General features: G+C 69.7%; 15 protein-coding genes. 9 read left to right on the top strand and 6 right to left on the bottom strand.

Annotated elements, in window-relative coordinates; genetic code table 11:
• Window positions 1–36: 36 nt before the first annotated feature.
• The 3 genes from Vau01_RS57380 to Vau01_RS57370 form a co-directional block, all read right to left on the bottom strand.
• Entirely contained in the window at window positions 37–921 is an 885-nt protein-coding gene (locus tag Vau01_RS57380; RefSeq protein WP_204011658.1) for a PhzF family phenazine biosynthesis protein, read from the bottom strand.
• Window positions 922–963: 42 nt separating this feature from the next.
• The gene (locus Vau01_RS57375) at window positions 964–1,980 is read right to left on the bottom strand and encodes a 2OG-Fe(II) oxygenase family protein (RefSeq protein ID WP_204011656.1); all 1,017 of its coding nucleotides are present in this window, start codon (window positions 1,978–1,980) and stop codon (window positions 964–966) included.
• Window positions 1,981–2,070: 90 nt separating this feature from the next.
• Window positions 2,071–4,530 carry an Hsp70 family protein gene (locus tag Vau01_RS57370; RefSeq protein WP_204011655.1) on the bottom strand — a complete coding sequence of 820 codons (2,460 nt, stop codon included), beginning with the start codon at window positions 4,528–4,530 and terminating at the stop codon, window positions 2,071–2,073.
• 20 nt (window positions 4,531–4,550) lie between these two features.
• On the opposite strand from Vau01_RS57370, the gene Vau01_RS57365 reads away from it, so the two are divergent.
• Window positions 4,551–5,549: an NADP-dependent oxidoreductase gene (locus Vau01_RS57365; RefSeq protein ID WP_204011652.1), complete on the top strand. Its 999-nt coding sequence runs from the start codon at window positions 4,551–4,553 to the stop codon at window positions 5,547–5,549.
• A gap of 102 nt (window positions 5,550–5,651) precedes the next feature.
• Here the strand turns inward: Vau01_RS57365 and Vau01_RS57360 are convergent, their stop codons facing one another.
• Complete coding sequence (locus Vau01_RS57360; protein ID WP_239152901.1) at window positions 5,652–6,659, bottom strand: zinc-binding alcohol dehydrogenase family protein; 1,008 nt, start codon at window positions 6,657–6,659, stop codon at window positions 5,652–5,654.
• Between the two features lie 74 nt (window positions 6,660–6,733).
• Between Vau01_RS57360 and Vau01_RS57355 the strand changes: the two genes are divergently transcribed.
• The gene (locus Vau01_RS57355) at window positions 6,734–7,105 is read left to right on the top strand and encodes a winged helix-turn-helix transcriptional regulator (RefSeq protein WP_204011650.1); all 372 of its coding nucleotides are present in this window, start codon (window positions 6,734–6,736) and stop codon (window positions 7,103–7,105) included.
• 66 nt (window positions 7,106–7,171) lie between these two features.
• Window positions 7,172–7,618, top strand: a complete 447-nt coding sequence (locus tag Vau01_RS57350) for a TetR/AcrR family transcriptional regulator (RefSeq protein WP_239152899.1) — start codon at window positions 7,172–7,174, stop codon at window positions 7,616–7,618.
• 100 nt (window positions 7,619–7,718) lie between these two features.
• Here Vau01_RS57350 and Vau01_RS57345 read toward each other — a convergent pair whose 3' ends face one another.
• Window positions 7,719–8,279 carry an Hcp family type VI secretion system effector gene (locus Vau01_RS57345; protein WP_204011645.1) on the bottom strand — a complete coding sequence of 187 codons (561 nt, stop codon included), beginning with the start codon at window positions 8,277–8,279 and terminating at the stop codon, window positions 7,719–7,721.
• Between the two features lie 492 nt (window positions 8,280–8,771).
• Between Vau01_RS57345 and Vau01_RS57340 the strand changes: the two genes are divergently transcribed.
• Window positions 8,772–10,865 carry a tetratricopeptide repeat protein gene (locus Vau01_RS57340; RefSeq protein ID WP_204011643.1) on the top strand — a complete coding sequence of 698 codons (2,094 nt, stop codon included), beginning with the start codon at window positions 8,772–8,774 and terminating at the stop codon, window positions 10,863–10,865.
• On the opposite strand, the gene Vau01_RS57335 is transcribed toward Vau01_RS57340, so the two are convergent.
• Window positions 10,860–12,173: an AfsR/SARP family transcriptional regulator gene (locus tag Vau01_RS57335; RefSeq protein ID WP_204011641.1), complete on the bottom strand. Its 1,314-nt coding sequence runs from the start codon at window positions 12,171–12,173 to the stop codon at window positions 10,860–10,862. The genes Vau01_RS57340 and Vau01_RS57335 overlap by 6 nt on opposite strands.
• A gap of 206 nt (window positions 12,174–12,379) precedes the next feature.
• On the opposite strand from Vau01_RS57335, the gene Vau01_RS57330 reads away from it, so the two are divergent.
• From Vau01_RS57330 to Vau01_RS57310, 5 genes are all read left to right on the top strand, one after another.
• A complete protein-coding gene (locus tag Vau01_RS57330) occupies window positions 12,380–13,474 on the top strand; it encodes a ParB/RepB/Spo0J family partition protein (protein ID WP_506020709.1) in 1,095 nt (364 codons plus the stop codon).
• A gap of 145 nt (window positions 13,475–13,619) precedes the next feature.
• Complete coding sequence (locus tag Vau01_RS57325; protein ID WP_204011635.1) at window positions 13,620–13,811, top strand: hypothetical protein; 192 nt, start codon at window positions 13,620–13,622, stop codon at window positions 13,809–13,811.
• A gap of 82 nt (window positions 13,812–13,893) precedes the next feature.
• The gene (locus Vau01_RS57320) at window positions 13,894–14,442 is read left to right on the top strand and encodes a TlpA family protein disulfide reductase (protein ID WP_204011632.1); all 549 of its coding nucleotides are present in this window, start codon (window positions 13,894–13,896) and stop codon (window positions 14,440–14,442) included.
• Window positions 14,439–16,304 carry an ABC transporter ATP-binding protein gene (locus tag Vau01_RS57315; protein WP_239152897.1) on the top strand — a complete coding sequence of 622 codons (1,866 nt, stop codon included), beginning with the start codon at window positions 14,439–14,441 and terminating at the stop codon, window positions 16,302–16,304. Before Vau01_RS57320 ends, Vau01_RS57315 begins: the two co-directional genes overlap by 4 nt.
• On the top strand, window positions 16,301–16,768 hold the full coding sequence (locus Vau01_RS57310) for a S26 family signal peptidase (protein ID WP_239152895.1): 468 nt from the start codon (window positions 16,301–16,303) through the stop codon (window positions 16,766–16,768). Before Vau01_RS57315 ends, Vau01_RS57310 begins: the two co-directional genes overlap by 4 nt.
• Window positions 16,769–16,833 lie beyond the last annotated feature (65 nt).

The following is a 16,833-nucleotide window of genomic DNA, read 5'->3' as shown; positions in this document are numbered from 1 at the left end:
GCGCTGATCTCGGGCACGTCGTGGTGGAAACGGCGGTCAGGGGTCGGGCAGGTTGATCGTGCCGGTGGCGACCACGGTGGTGAAGCCGCCGACCGTGACGTGTTCGAGCCGGCCACCGGCTGTTCGGGCGGTGGTGTCGATCAGGCTCGGGCGTCCCATGGCGACTCCCTGGTCCACTTGCAGGTGGATTTCGGTGTCGGGGGTGGTGCTGCGGAGGGCGAGGCTGGCGACCAGCCCGGCGGCGGCCGAGCCGGTGGCCGGGTCCTCCTCCACCCCGACCGCCGGCGCGAAGCAGCGGGCGTAGACCCGACCGCCGTCGCGGAAGTCACCGGCGAACACATACAGGTTCGGCGACCACAGATCCGCGACCTTCGCTGCCCACTGCGCGCGGTCGAGCACGGCCCGGTCGACGGTGCCGGCCGTGTCCAACCGCAGGTAGCAGAAGGCGGCGCCGAGATCGGCGAACCAGCAATCCTCGATGTCCTTTGGGGACAGTGACAACGCGGCTGCGAGGGCGGCGCGCGGCGGCTCGTCGGCCGGTTGCTGTAGGGCCGCGGTGATGGTGAAGCGGCTGAACGTGCCGTCGACGTCCACCGGAACCGGGCCGACACCCTCCTCGAGAACCATCGTCAGATCCGGATCGACAAAACCCTGTGTCGCAAGCACCGACGCCGTCCCGACGGTCGGGTGACCGGCGAAGGGCAGCTCTGTGACCGGAGTGAAGATGCGCACGCGGCGGGTGTGCCGAGGGTCGTCCGGCGGAAGTACGAATGTGGTTTCGGAGTAGCCGAACTCTCGTGCCACGTCCTGCATCCGTTCCGGTGATATGCCGCGGGCGTCCGGCAGCACGGCGAGTTGGTTGCCGCCGAACGGCGTCTGGGTGAAGACGTCAGCGATGACGAACGCGTACTCTCGGCTCATCCGGCGATCGTATCCACGGCGTCCACGCGGCCGACATTACGGTCAGCGTGACGGGCTCCTGTCGGCGACCGTGCGTCGGGGATCACCAGCGGCGGCGGCGTAAAGGAACGACAACAGCACGAAGCGCCGTCCCGCGGTCACATCGAGCACCTCGTGCAGGTGGGCACAGGAGAAGACGAGCGCCGCGCCGGCCTCGGGTCGGTAGCGCTGGTTGCCGTACTCGGGAAAGCGCAACTGCCCCCCGTCGTAGTCGTCGTTGAGGTTCAACGTGAGCGCGAACACCCGGTGCGCCGTCGACGGCGTGAGGTTGTCACGGTGCGGCCGGAAGAAGCCGCCGGTGGCCGCGTCGTAACAGGCGATCTTGAACCCCTCGAAGCGGGTCGGGCGGTACGCGAACGCCTTGCCGATCTCAGGGAACACCCGGCGGCCAATCACCGAGGTCAACTCCCGCAGCAGGGCGTGGTCATCGACAGTGTGATCGCGACGCCGCTTGACGCTCGCATCCGGGACGTCGTTCCCCGCCCGCTCCACTCCGGTGTCGGCGCCGCCGTCGCTCTCCCACACCCGGATCAACCTGTCCCGGTACGCCGCGTGAAGGACGCGCGGTAGCACAAGCACCGGAGCCTGCGCCACCACCTCCACCGGGCGATCGTGGTACGCCGCGCCGTCGAGCAGTTCGACGACCCGGTCGACAAAGCGATCTCCGACAACGACACCGACCACACGCAGATTTGGGTCGAGCACCACCGCGGTCAACTCCCGTGGCGTCACCCCGTACGCCTCGGCGACCAGACCGTCGTGATCGGACCACATCGGCACGTCCGCCACACGAGTAGCCCCGTTCGGGGCCACACAGCACAGCGCGACATCCTCACGGACCGCCAGCCGGCCGGCGAGATCGACCAGCCGCGGATCGCTCTCCGCATCACAGAAGACCACCGCCGTCGGGCGGCCACCCGCGTACGCGTAGAACCGCGCGGGCACACCAGACGGACCGCCCGTGACAAAGTCGGCGGCCCGCTCTCCGACCCCGAGCTGCCCGCGACCGCCCATGCGCATCTCACCACCTTGTATCCGGGCATCCTACGCCGACACCCTTGGACCTGATCGCCGACCGCGAAGCTGCCGCGACAAGTACAGCCGAGCAACTCAGCCCGCTCCCACGCTCCACAGCTGGATCCAGGCGGCGGTCCTGTCCACCGTGGCCAGAATCCGGCCGGCCGGGCTGAAGCAGGCGATCGACGGAGTGGCCGGCCCGCCGCCGATGACGTCCAACGGTCGGTTGCCCGTGACGTCCCACAGTCCCATCCGTTGTTTGTCGCAGCTGGTGGCGAGCACCTTGCCGTCGGCGCTGAACGTCTGCGCGAGTGGTAGTCCGGTGCATCCGGCGAACTCGGTAGTGTATCTGCCCACCGCGAGGTCCCACATCCGAACCTTCCCGTCGCGGCTGTCCGCTACGGCCAGACGGGACGGGTCCGGACTGAAGACCGGGCTGCTCGGCGAGCCCGGCAGACTGGCCAGCCGACTCTGCTGCCTGACGTCCCACAGCACTACTTCACCGTCGAGCTCGTCGGAGGCGGTGTTGTATCCGGTGCTGGCCAACACCTCGCCGTTGGCGCTGAACTCCACACCGATCACGGTATGCCGGGGACTGGCCTGCAGCCGTGCCACCTGGGCTCCGGTGGCCGGGTTCCAAAGTTGAGCCTCGTTGCGGGTGGAGTCCTTGCCGAGCCCGATGGCGGCGGCCAGCAGCGTGCCGTCCGGGCTGAATGCCAGGTCCTCGAACCAGCCGTTGCCGTCGGTCGCGCCGAAGGTCCGCACCCGCTCACCGGTGTTGGCGTTCCACAGCACGATCCGGGCACCTCCACCCGGCCCGAAGTTCGAGGCTGCGACCTGGCTCCCGTCAGGGCTGAGGGCCACCGCGTCCAGGAACCAGCCCTGACCGGCATCGAGAACCCTGACCGTCTGACCGGTGACCACGTTCCACAACCGGACCGTGTTGTCCACACTGGACGTGGCCAGCAGTGTGCCCTCGCGGTTGAACGACACGCCCGTGACGTCCTTGGTGTGGCCCTGCAACCGAAGGCCGGTCTGCATGGCCACCGATCCGGAACCGGTGACGCTGGCGGACTGTGTGATCGAAGGCGCGCTGGACGTCGGCCCGGCCCCGCGGCCGACACCCGAGCCGGCGCCGGTGAGTGGCCTGATCAGGAAGAGCCCGGCGATCAGGATCGCCACCGCAGCCGCGCCGATCAGGAGCCGACGCTTCGCCTTCGGTCCGGATGCCGCCGGCTCCGGTGGGCCGTCAGATGCATCGGCGACTCGCGCCGTCGACGTCACCGCCTCGGACGACGGCATGACAGGCTCGGGTTCGGGACGGGATTCCTTCTCGTCCACCAATGTCGACAGCGAGACGGCGGGCACACGCAGACTGCCCTCGGCGACCACGAGCTCCGGACGTTCCCGCACAGTCGGCGCGATACCGAGCGCACGGTGGAGCAACGTCGCCGCCAGCGGCATTCGCGACCCACCACCGACGAGAAACAATCCAGCCACCTCAGCTGGACGCAGTCCGGCGTCGTCAAGCACCTGCCGCGTCGTCTGTACGGTCGGCTGCAGAACCGGCCCGGCCAGCGCCTCGAGCTCCTCACGCCCGAGAATGACCGCCTCGTCGAACAGCGGCACATGGATCTCCGTCGACGCCGCGCGTGAGAGCATCTCCTTGGCCACCCGGATGTCACTCCAGAGCTGCCGGGCGGCCCGTCGGTCGCCGTCGGCGTCCGGGCTGATCAGACGCTGCCAGCGCCCGGTATCCCGCGGGCCGAACCGCCGGCCCAGGTGCGTCACGACCGCCGCGTCCACGTCGAGACCGCCGGCACCGCTGAGCCCACGGTGGGCACGCACGTCGAACCCGTCCCGCGTGCGGCGCAGCACCGCGGTATCGAACGTGCCCGCGCCCGCGTCGTACACCACGACGTGACCCCCCACCGGCACCCCACCGCCGTCGGCTGCGGCGAACAGCGCGGCGGCGGCAACCGGCTCAGCCACCAGTGCCACCCGGGACAGCCCGGCCAACCCCGCTGCGGCCAGCAACACCGAGCGCCGGCGCTCACCCCACCCGGCCGGGTAGGTGAGCGTCACCTCAACCTGCTGGTGCCCGACGACCCGAGCGGCCTCGGCGACCGCCCGCCTCACCAGCGCGGCGACAAGGGCCGGCACCGCAACCTCGACGCCGTCGAGCAGCACCGTGCCATCGTCGACACACCGCTTCGGGTACAGCTCCAGCGCCTGCGGCCGGGTACGACCCAGATGCAGCGCATCCACCCCGCAGTGCAACACCCCGTTCTCGTCGCGCAGAACCGCCGACGGCAGCAATTCGAACCCGTCGAACAGCACCGGCCGCACCACGCCGTCCGGGCCGGTCAGCACGGCCACGGTATTCGACGACCCCACGTCGACACCGAGCCGGACTCCGTCCACCTCATCGATGGTAGTCGGCCGGTAGCCGGCCCCCGAGTTCCGACGGATGGCCGAGGTCATTCCGGGTGCCGAACTACAGATCCTCGCCGTGGACCGAGGTGTGACAACCTGTTCCGGACTGGGCTCCAACGGCGGGAGGGCGGCTTGACATGCGGGCATACGTGCTGACCCGGTACGGGGACGCGAACGCCATGGAACTGCGTGATGTCCCCGAACCGGTGGCCGGCGACGGCGAGGTGCTCATCCGGGTGCGGGCTGCAGGGCTGAATCCGGTCGACCACAAGATCCGCGAAGGCAAGATGCGGTTGGTGAACCGCCTCGACCTGCCGCGGGTGGCGGGCAGTGAACTGTCCGGTGTGGTCGAGGGCGTGGGTGTCGGCGTCACCCGTTTCGCGGAAGGAGACCGGGTGTTCGCCAGGGTGGACAAGAAGAGGCTGGGCGCCTATGCCCCCTACTCCGTGGTCAACGAGATTCACGTGGCGAAGATGCCGGAGTCACTGGACTTCACCGATGCGGCCGGGCTGCCGCTGGCCGGGTTGACCGCCCTGCAGGCGCTGCGCGAACTGGCCGTCGCCGCAGACGACCGGGTGTTCATCTCCGGCGGGGCCGGGGGCGTCGGCACCTACGCAATCCAACTGGCCGTCTGGATGGGGGCGGAGGTGGCCACCACGGCGTCACCCCGCGGCGAAGAACTGGTGCGGTCTCTCGGGGCGACGACGGTTGTCAACTATCGGAAGCAGAGGTTCAAGGACGCCTTGGCCGACTACGACGGCGCCCTCGACCTGACCGGGGGACAGGACCTGCCGGACAGCTTCGCCATCCTCAAACGGGGAGCCAGAACGGTCTCGATCGCGGGAGTCCCCGAACCGACCACCGCACGTGTAGACCTGGGTGCCGGCCCGCTGCTCGCCGTCGCGTTCTGGGCGGCCAGCGCCACGATCCGTCGCCAGGCCCGACGCAGGGGCGTCGGCTACCGGTACATGTTCATGCACCCGAGCGGAGAGGACCTCGACCTGCTGGCCGCCCTGGTCGACAAGGGCACGCTGAAGACGGTGACCGACCGGGTCTTCCCGTTCGAGCAGATCGCCGACGGCTTCGCCTACCTTGAACAGGGCCACGCCAAGGGCAAGGTCGTAGTCGAGTTGTAATGCACCGGCGTTGGGGTGGTGTCGACCGGTCGGGTGACTACCTCGTCGAGTAGTTGGCGGGCGTACACGCCTGGATCCAGGAACGGGCGAGCCTGTCGGCGGTTACCAGCCGGCGATGACGACTTTGCCGATGGTGGCCGAGCTTTCGACGAGTGCGTGTGCCTCGCGCAGGGTGGCGGCGTTGATGGGTCCGAGTTCGGTGGTCGCGGTGGTACGCACGCGCCCGTCGTCGACGAGCCGGGCGGCCTGTTCGAGAAGCTCGTGCTGTGCCGGGTCGGTCGGGGTGAACAGTGGGCGGGTGAACATGAGTTCCCAGTGCCACGAGATGCTCTTGGCCTTCAGGGGCAGCAGATCCAGCCCCGCCGGATCGTCGATCGCCGTGATGTGCCCGAACGGTCGTACCAGCTGGGCGAAGTCGCCGATATTGCCGGCCGAGAACGCGGTGAGCACGTAGTCGACACCCTGCGGAGCCACCGCGAGTACGGATGCGGCCAGGTCACGGTGGTCGGTGACGTGGTGTGCGCCCAGGTCCGTGACCCACCGCGCCGATTCCGGTCGGGACGCGGTCGCGATGACCGTCAGGTCGGTGAGGGCCCGCGCGAGCTGGATCAGGGCCGATCCGACGCCGCCCGCGCCGCCGACCACCAGCAGCGTGCCGCCGGGCTGCTTGCGCGCGTCCAGCGTGAACGAGTCGAGCGTCTCCCACGCCGTGATGGTGGTCAGCGGAAGCGCGGCGGCTCGGGCGAAGGACAGGCTCGCCGGCTTGTGACCCACGACGTGCTCGTTCACCACGTGGTACTGGGCGTTGGTGCCCGGCCGGTCGATCGAGCCGGCGTACCAGACCGTGTCGCCGACGGCGAACCGCGTAACTCCGTCGCCGATCGCGGTCACCACGCCGGCCGCGTCGTAGCCGAGGATCTTGATCTGCCCGCGCGGGTCGTTGCCGGCGCGGACCTTGACGTCGACCGGGTTCACCGAGACCGCCTCGACCCGGACGAGCAGGTCGTGGTGCCCGGGTTCCGGGACCGGCACCTCGACGTCGATCAGGCTCCGTGGGTCGGTGATCGGCAGACTCTCGCGGTATCCGACCGCGCGCATCATTTCGCTCATGCCCGGACGGTATCCCCAGGGGGGTAGTAACCATCAAGGGCTAGTAGTACCCATCGGGTAGTACGATGGCGGGCATGTCCCTGTCGATCGAGGAGTGCGGCCCCCGCGACGCCTACGCCGCCGCCTGCCCCTGCCGCGACATGCTCGACCTGCTGGCCAACAAGTGGAGCGCGCTGGCCCTCGGCGCACTCGAGGACGGCCCGCGGCGCTTCGGCGATCTCCGTGGCCGCCTGCAGGGCATCAGCCCCAAGGTGCTCACCCACACGCTGCGCCGGCTGGAGGAGCATGGGCTGGTCACCCGCACCATCTATCCGGCGGTGCCGTTGCACGTGGAGTACGCGCTGACCCCCCTCGGCCGGGACGCGTGCGAGCCGTTGACCGCGCTACGCGTCTGGGTGGAGCGCAACATCGACCGCTTCCCAGCGAACGCGCCGGCCCCAGCCTGACGGGGACTGCACGGCTATTTCATCACTCGTTGAAACCGGCCCGGAGAGGGCCGGAGAATGCTCGACGTGAGCGACGGCTTGACCCAGGAGCGACGTGGACCCCGGCCGGATGGGGTCGACACGCGCGCGGCCCTGCTCGATGCGGCGCGTGAAGTGTTCGTCGAGCACGGCTACGAAGGCGCCACGATGCGCGCGATCGCTGCTCGTGCGGATGTCGATGCGGCGATGGTCAATCACTGGTTCGGGAGCAAGGCAGGCCTGTTCGCCGAGGCGGTGATCGATGTCCCGTTCGACCTCGACGGGCTCGTCGGTCGATTACTCGACGGCGATGTCGGCAGGCTCGGCGAACGGATCGTGCGTACCTTCCTCACGAACTGCGACGCCGCGGGCGGCGGTGTCTTCGCGGCACTCCTGCGCAGCGGTGCCGGTCATGCGCGGGCCAACCACCACCTGGGTGTCGAACTGGATGCAGGCCCGCTGGATCGCGTTCGCCCGCCACGGCGCTCCATCTGACCAGTCCGACTGGCCAACCTGCGGAGACGGCGGACGTATCACCATCATCGACGGCGTCCCGGCCCACGGGCGGATCGATGACGAACCCGTCGTACCGCTGCTACACCGGCCCGAACTGGCTCTGGCTCACCACCACCCCGTTCCGCAGGAACTTCCAGGTGATCTGCCGGAACGCGAGCGAGAAGTCGACCTGGCGGTCGGGGCCGATCGCGACCTTCGTAACGACCGCGTCGGCGAGATCGACCTCGACGTAGGCCGTCGCCGCGCACCGCTTCGGATCCGTGCATACGGTCAGCACCACCGTCTGCACGTGCCGGCCGGTGGTGGCGAACCGGAACAACACCGGGTACGCCGCATCCAGTACGCCGCTGACCTGTAGGTCGGTCAGTGTGGGCCGCCCGGCGCCGCCCCCGCCGGCGCTGACGGGCACGGTGACCGCGTCGGAGAAGGTGGTTACGTCGATGCCCCCGGCAATCGCCGTGCCCTCGCCTGCGGCACCCTCCAGGACGATCCCGCCACGCACCGCCGTATCTGCCGCCGCCGCCGTGGCCGGCGTACCCGGATCGGCGCCAGCGACCCCGAACGCCACCGCGGCCAGCACTGCGGCCAGCGCCGCCGCCGACGCCACCGCGCGGTTCTTCATCGATGTCCTCATACTCATTTCCCCTGTCCCTTCGGCCGCCCGCATCCGGACGTGCGTCGATGGAACGACCGTGCGCCGTCCGGGTTCGCCTGACCAGCGTTGCGTCGTGTCGGATTCCGGCCACGCGAACTGGCACTGAACCGGCCGGTCCTTGCGGAGCCGCGGTGCAACCGCGCTGCAATCCGGGTTGGCATGATGCGGCCGCGGATCCGCTTCCGTCACTCGACCGATTGGACACTCGAGGGAACCGCGGGTGAGAAGGCATCGTGCTGGCGATCATGGTTGGGTCGGCGTTCGTGGCCATGGTGATCGGCCTGGTAACCGCGAGCTGGTGCTGCGGCCGGCTCGGGAGAACCCGCGCTGGGGCTACGTCAGAGTCGTGGGGGAGTGCAACGACCGACATTGCTCCGTAGCTGGCTACTGTGTGGTGCCGCGCCACGGTCGGGCACGGACGTAACGGCCTCGCCCGGATACCTGGTCAGCATGCGCCGGTCGATAGGCTGAGCGACCGTGGTCACGGAAAAATCCTTCGCGAAGCTGCGCATGGCCGCTCCGGCACCCGACGGGCAACGTTACGCGTCGGGACGGCCCGTACCGTGCCAGTTGCCGGCGGACCTTCCTTTCGCGGGGCGTTCGGACCACCTGAAGACCTTGAACACGCTGCTGCCGGATCGGGCGTCGCCCCGATCGGCGGTCGTCATCACCGGAACAGCGGGCGTGGGCAAGTCAGCACTGGCGATCCACTGGTCACGGCGCTCGGCGAGCCAGTTTCCCGATGGGCAGCTGTACGTGAACCTGCGCGGCTTCTCTCCCGACGGTCGTCCGGTCGAACCGGACGGTGCGCTGCGCACGTTCCTGGACGCGTTACATGTCCGGGCCGACGACATGCCTTCGGAGCTACAAGCCCGGATCGGACTGTACCGCAGCCTGCTGGCCGACCGGCGCATGCTCGTGCTGCTGGACAACGCCCGCGACGCCGAGCAGGTACGGCCGCTGCTTCCCGCCGCTGACGGCTGCTTGGCCGTCGTCACCAGCCGCGATCCGATGAACGGTCTGGCCGTGACAGACGGTGCGCACCTTTTGCAGCTCGACCTGCTGGACCACGATGAGGCGAGGGAGGTACTCACACAGCGCATCGGGGAGCAACGTGTCGACGCCGAACCGGACGCCGCGCAGGCGATCATCGACGAGTGCAGCGGGCTGCCGCTCGCGCTGGCGATCGCCGCGGCCCGGGTGTGCGGTCACCGCAACCCGTCGTTGGCGTACCTCGCCGACGAGTTACGCTCGGCCCGAGGGACCCTCGAAGCGTTCTCCGGCCGCGACCGGGCCAGCGATCTGCGGGCGATCTTCTCGCTCTCCTACCGCGCGCTCAGCGCCGACGCCGCCCGGGTTTTCCGCTTGTTCCAGCTACAGGTCGGCGAGTCCGTCTCCACCGCCGCGCTTGCGGCCGCGGCCGCATTTCCGCTGGCTGAAGCGCGCCGGCTGCTGGACGTGCTCGTCGACGCGAACCTCGTGCGCGAGCATGAGCCGGCCCGCTACACGACGCACGATCTGCTGCGCGCCTACGCCGGCGAACTGGTCGGCGACGGTGACTGCGCGTCGGAATCGGACGCAGCCGTGCGCCGGCTGCTCGACTACCACCTGCATTCGGCCTACGCCGCCGACCGACAGATCTATCCGCACCGATTGGCGATCAGTCCCGACGAACCAACCGAGGAAACCGCACGCGAGCGATTCATCGACGACGGCGCCGCCACCGCGTGGTTCGCCAAGGAGATCACCACGCTGCTGGACGCGGTGGAGCTCGCCGCGTCACGCGGTCTGGACCTGCACACCTGGCACCTGGCCTGGTGCCTGACCACGTACCTCAACCGGGCCGGCCGCTGGCACGAGTGGTTCCACGTGCAGACCATCGCTCTCGCCGCGGCCGATCGACTCGGTGACCTCGCACGGCGGGCCTACTCGCACCGTGATCTGGCCCAGTCCGCCATCCGGTTGCGACGGTACGAACAGGCCCGCGTGCAGATGCGGCAGGCGCTGTCGCTGTACGAGCAGGCTGGTGACGTGATCGAGCAGGCCCGCTGTCACGGTGGTATGGCCTGGGGGGAGGAGCAGGCCGGCCGCTTCGCCGAGGCGTTGGCTCATGCGCAGGCCAAGCTGATGCTGATCCCGTTCGGTGAAGACGCGGCCCAGACCGGCAGCGCCCTCAACACCGTCGGCTGGTATCACGCTCTGCTGGGCGACCACGAACCTGCGCTGCGGTTGTGCCGGCAGGGCCTGCAGTACTTCCAGACGGCCGGCGACCTGCACGGTGAGGCGTACACCTGGGAAAGCCTGGGCTACATAGAGCAGCACCTGCGCAACTACCAGACCGCGATTGAGCACTACCGGCGGGCTCTCACGCTGTGTGACAAGATCGGCGAACGTTATCTCGGTGCGAAGGTTTCGGCTCGCCTCGGGGAGGCCTACCATGCTGTCGGCGACGCGGACGGGGCCCGCCGCGCCTGGCGCGCCGCGTTGGATACGTTCGACGAGATAGATTCGCGCGAGGCCGCGGCGACGCGGGCCACGATGGCGCACCAAGGCCATCCGCTGACTTCATGATCGTTCCACCGGCGGCACGCCGTCGGCGTCGGTGGTCCGGACCATCGGAATCAGGTCCAGGCAGGCGTGCAGGGCGTGGTCGTCCGGCAGGTCCAGGGCGCGGTACAGCTCGATGGCGTGCGCCCAGTGCTGCCGGGCCTGCGTCGGCTCGTTCATCGCGGCACACACGTGCCCGAGCCCGATGCGGGCGCGTGCCGCTTCGTAACGGTTGTGACCGATGGTGGCCAGCACGAGCGCCGACGTGTAAAGCGCGTGTGCCCGCTGCGGTTGTCCGGCGGCATGCCAGGTCTGGGCGAAGTCGACGAAAGCGCCCGCCTCGCCGCCCGCCCAGTGCCGGGCGAGGGCGGCCCTGCTGGTCCCGACGGTGCCCGGGGTGTCAGTGCCGGGGACGGCCGTGACGGTGATGGCGGGTTGGTCGCCGGTGGCGGAGCGGACGGTGTCGCGCCTGGCCGGCGTCTCCGCGGGTGCGACGGAGGACCGGGACCGCTGCGGCGCAGGTGCCGGGCGGGCAGGCGCCCCGAGCGTCGATGCGGCGGCCCCGTTCACCCTGGCCACCCGCTCGGAGTCGGCCCGACCTGTCTGGCGCAGGATCGCGAGCTGTCGCTCCCGCAGTCGCGGCCCCGGCTCGATGCCGAGCTCGCCGGACAGAACGGCGTGCGCCCGCGCATACGCGGCCAGCGCGTCGGCGCTTCGACCGGCCGCCTCCAACGCGATCATGTGCATCTCGACGAGCCGTTCCCGGGTGGGATAGATGCCGACGAGCCGGGCGAGCTCCGGAATCAGCCGGTCGCCGTCGCCGAGCTGCAGGCCGGCCGCGATCCAGTCCTCGTAGGCAGTTGCGCGCAGCTCGTCGAGGTGACCGAAGATTCGCCACCAGAGCACCTCTTCTGGCGGCGGCGGCAGCGGTTCGCGCCACAGGTCGAGAGCCGTGCGCAGCAGACCGGCCCGGACCCCCAGGTCGCTGGCGGTGGCACGGGCGAGAAGCGTCTGGAACCGCTGCGCGTCGACCCGATCGGGATCGGTCGTCAGCACATACCCGTACCCGTTGGTTTCGAGGGTGACACCGTGCCGATGGCTTTCGTGCGCGCCCAGGACCGACCGTAACCGCGCCACATGACTCTGCACGATCCGGCGTGCGTTCTCGGGTGGGCTGCCGCACCATAACAACTCACCGAGCCGGTGCACAGACACGGCCCGGTTGGCATCGAGGGCGAGGATGCCGAGTAGGTACCGTTCCCGCCGGCGTCGGATCGGGAGGAGCCGGCCAGCGACCCCGATCTCCGGCGGCCCGAGCACCCGGAACCACATCCCCGCAGGCTACGCGGAGAAAATTTCCTTGGACGGTCCGGGTCCGGCCGTTCCGGTCGCCCGGCCGGACCCGCGTGGCATGTGCGCCCGATCGGGTGTGCAACTGGCCGATCCACGCAGTTGCACGTCGCCCCGCCGTGCTCAGGCGGCCGTGGCCGCCGCGTGTCAGCACCCTGTCAGCACCGGCGCAGTCGACCGGTTCGACGATGAAGCCGCAGATCATGACCGATCGTCGCGCGCCGGGACAGGCGAGCCCGGTACCGGCCGGATGGGATCGGTTGCGCAGAAACCGGGGGAGTGCTGTGGAGTCGTCGTCTGACTTATCCGATACGTGCGCCGTCGAAGACGTTCCGGTGGCCGCGCTGCGAGACGGAATCTCACCGCGGTTCACCGGCGAACAGCTCGACCATGTGCGAGCTCTCGCGGAGGCGGAGACGGAGCTGCCACCGATCCTGGTGCACCGACCGACGATGCTGGTGATCGACGGAATGCACCGCCTCCGTGCGGCGCAACTTCTCGGCGCGGCGACGATCCGGGTGCGGTTCTTCGACGGTACCGATGACGCGGCGTTCGTGTTGGCCGTCAAGGCCAACATCGCGCACGGCCTCCCGCTGTCGCGGGCCGAGCGGGAAGCCGCCGCGGCACGGATCCTGCGCAACCACCCGGAGTGGTCGAACCGGGCGGTCGCGGTCGTGACCGGTCTCGCGGCCAGCACCGTCGGCGCGCTACGGCGCCGCCAGGCCGACCCCGGGCGTGACCAGAATTTCCGTCGGGGCCGTGACGGCCGGGTGCGTCCGCTCAGCACCGCCGAGGGCCGCCGGACCGCGGGCGAGATCATCGCCCGGCACCCTGATGCGTCTCTGCGGGAGGTTGCGCGGGCGGCCGGTATCTCGACCGGAACCGTCCGCGACGTCCGGGCCCGATTGGGCCGTGGCGAGGATCCCGTCCCGATGGCGCAGCCGCGCGTGCGCATCCCCGCCGCCGACGGCAACAACGGGGGGCACGACAGGGTGGACGGCCGACGGACCACGTTCCGCCGGCGCCGCGATCCCACGCGCGAGCCGGCCGAGATTCTCCGGAGCCTGCGGACGGACCCGTCGTTGCGGATGACGGCACAGGGCCGGTCGCTGCTTCGGTGGCTGGACGCCCGGTTGATGGGCCAGGACCGGTGGGAGCCGGTGCTCGACGGGCTTCCGGCCCACTGTGCCTACCCGGTCGCCGAGCTCGCCCGGTCGTGCGCACGGGAGTGGTTGCGATTCGCCGACCGGTTGGAAGCGTTGACCGATACGGCCGCGGATTGAGCGCCGCCCGGTCAACCGTCGAAAGTCTTGTCGGTGTGCGGACCCGCGTTTACCGTCTACCCGACGTTGATCAGCGCACGCAGCTTCGATCCGTTCGTACCTCGAAGACAAGGGTTGGTGGTTCATGTTCCGCGGTGTCGAAAAGATGGCTGACCGACTGCTCAACGTGTTCGCTCCGCATGTCGTCGCGAAGGCCGATCCCTGCTCCTGCAGCGGCTCCGGCTCCTACTGGGGCGACGTCTGCGACTACGTGGGATGCAGCGAGTACCGGAGGTTCTGGAAGTGCAACGGTTGCCAGTGGGTCGGTACGTGTAAGTACTACCGCCGTTGGTGCTGATCCGTTGTGCGGGGCGGCCGGTCATCCGGCCGCCCCGCACGTCGGGCCCGGTCGGTGGTGAGGTGACGAAGGGAATGTGGGTATGACGCCGTACCTGGCTGGCGTGGTGTTCTGCGGACTGCTCGGGTTGCTCAACCTGGTGCTGACGTACGGGGTCATCAGGCGGCTGCGGCAACACGACACCGCGCTCGCCGAGCGTCCGGGTGGCGGACCCGACGCGGATGTGATGGCTCCGGCCGGCTCTCCCCTCGGCACTTTCACCGCAACCACCGTCGACGGGAGTGTCGTATCCGCCGGCGAGTTGGCGGGGCCGACGGCGGTGGGCTTCTTCTCCACGGGCTGTGCGCCGTGTGTCGAGCGGTTGCCGGAATTCCTCCGGTACGCGGCCACCTTCCCCGGTGGTCGCGACAACGTCCTTGTCGTCGTCGTGACGGAGCGGGCCGACGAGGCCCGGGACACCTTCGTGGCGCAGGCGACCGCGGTGGCGAACGTCGTCGTGGAGCCGCACGACGGACCGGTGGGCACAGCTCTGCGGGTGCGGGGATATCCGGCACTGGCAGTCGTCGACGACGGTTCGGTGGTGTCCAGTGGATCGGAACTCGACGCGCTTCCCGCCCTGTCGCAGGCGTGAGCCCCGGTCTGGACGCTCTGCGTGCCCTGGGACCTGCCTGGGCGCTGGCATGGCGGGCCGCCCCAACGCAGGTGGCACTGCAACTGGTCGTGACGCTGGCCGCCGCCGCCAATCCGGTGGCGGCGGCGTGGCTGACCAAACTGGTGCTCGATCTCGTGGCCTCGCCGTCACCACCCCGGGCCGGACTCCTGTTGCTCGCCGCGGGCCTCGTGGTCGCCGGCGCGGCAGCCGCCGTGTTGCCGCAGGCCGGTCAGTACCTGCGGGCGGAACTGGAACGACGCGTCACGGTCCGTGCCCAGGACCGTCTGTATTCGGCGGTGAACACGTTTCCGGGCCTCGGCCGGTTCGAAGATCCGCAGTTCCTGAACCGTCTGCGGCTCGCTGAACAGGCCAGCTCAACCGCACCGGCCGCCGTGGCCGAGGGGAGCATGGGCATCGGCCAGTCGGTATTGACCGGCATCGGATTTCTCGCTGCGTTGACCGTGCTCAGCCCGCCCATGGCAATTCTGGTGATCGTCGCGGCGGCGCCGTCGGTGGTGGCGGAGTTCGCACTGTCGCACCGGCGCGCGTCGATGATGTGGCAGGTCGGCCCGGCCGAGCGCCGCCAGCTTTTCTACGCCACCCTGCTGTCCGATCACCGGGCGGCGAAGGAGATCCGGCTGTTCGGCGTGGGTGACTTCCTCCGGCTGCGGATGCTGCGGCAGATGTACTCCGTTCACCGCGCGCAACGCCGTACCGACATCCGCGAGTTCCTTGTACAGGGCGGCCTGGGTCTGGTCGGCGCCGGCACGGCCGGCGCCGGGCTGGTGTGGGCCATCATCGCCGCCGGCGACGGTCGGCTGAGTCCGGGTGACGTCGCGATGTTCGTCGCCGCGGTCGCCGGCGTCCAGGGGTCGCTCAACTGGCTGGTCCACCAGGTGGCGATGATCCACCAGCGGCTGCTGATGTTCCAGCACTACCTGCACGTGATCCGCGCGGCACCGGAACTCGGTGTATCGCAGACGCCGGCCAAGCTGCCGGCGATGCGTCGCGGAATCGAGTTCCGGGACGTGTGGTTCCGCTACACCACGGGCCAGGAATGGGTACTGCGGGGGCTGTCGCTGACGATCCCGCACGGACAGACGATCGGTCTGGTCGGCCTGAACGGCGCGGGAAAGAGCACGGTGGTGAAGCTGCTGTGCCGGTTCTACGATCCCACCCGGGGCGCGATTCTCTGGGACGGGGTGGACCTGCGCGACGTCGACCCGGCCGCGCTACGCGCCCGCATCGGCGCGGTGTTCCAGGACTTCATGACCTACGACCTCACCGCCACGGAAAACATCGGCCTCGGCGACGTGGACGCGCTGGAGGACACGCACGCCATCGAGGCGGCGGCGCGGCACGCCGACGTGCACGAGGTCGTGTCCGCACTGCCGAAGGGCTACCTGACGATGCTGAGCCGCTCCTACGTCGCCGAGTCCGACGACAGCGACGAGGGCGACGAGGGCGACGAGGGTGTCGCGCTCTCCGGCGGCCAGTGGCAGCGCCTGGCCCTGGCCCGGGCGTTCCTCCGCGGCGCGGCGGACCTGCTGATCCTCGACGAACCCAGCTCCGGCCTCGACGCCGCCGCCGAGGCGAAGCTGCACGCCAGGATCCGGCAGTACCGCGCCGGACGCACCAGCCTCCTGGTATCGCACCGGCTCGGTACGCTTCGCGACGCGCACCGGGTCATCGTCACCGACAATGGTGTGGTCACCGAAGCGGGCACGCACGCGGACCTGATCGCCCACCGGGGTACCTACGCCGGGCTCTTCGAACAACAGGCGCGGGGCTACACCGCAGCCGCAGTACAGGGAGCTTCAGTACAGGGAGCTTCGCCGTGACCGGCACGGTGGTCGGCACGGTGGTCGGCATGGTGATCGGCACGGCAGGTCTCGCTGGCACCGTCATCGCCGTCGCCTGCGTGGTCGTTCATCGTCACCTCGTGGTGGTGACCGTCGAAGGCCCGAGCATGCAACCGACGTTGCGGCACGGCGACCGCGTTCTGGTCCGCCGGACCGGCCTGCGGACCGTACGCACCGGTCAACTCGTGGTTTTCCAGCGACCGGAGTGGACCGGGTCCGCGGACGGCGCTCCGGCCCGTTGGCTGATCAAGAGGGTCGCGGCGGTAGCGGGTGAGCCGGTACCGGAAGCCGTGTCGGGCATGGTCGGCCATCGTCGCGTACCCGACCGGCGACTCGTCGTTCTCGGCGACAACCCGGCCCGTAGCGGCGATTCACGACACTGGGGCTACGTCGCCGAGGACCGGTTCCTGGGCGTCGTGCTACGCACCATGAGCCGTTCCTGACCGGCGGGTGCCACGGCCCTCGCCGCCATTGCCGACGCCATTGCCGACGGGCGTCCGCTGGCGGC

The organism is Virgisporangium aurantiacum (assembly GCF_016863635.1).
In the GTDB taxonomy this organism is placed as follows: domain Bacteria; phylum Actinomycetota; class Actinomycetes; order Mycobacteriales; family Micromonosporaceae; genus Virgisporangium; species Virgisporangium aurantiacum.
Note: the sequence above shows the minus strand (reverse complement) of the source record. Positions and strands in the feature narration are given on the sequence as shown.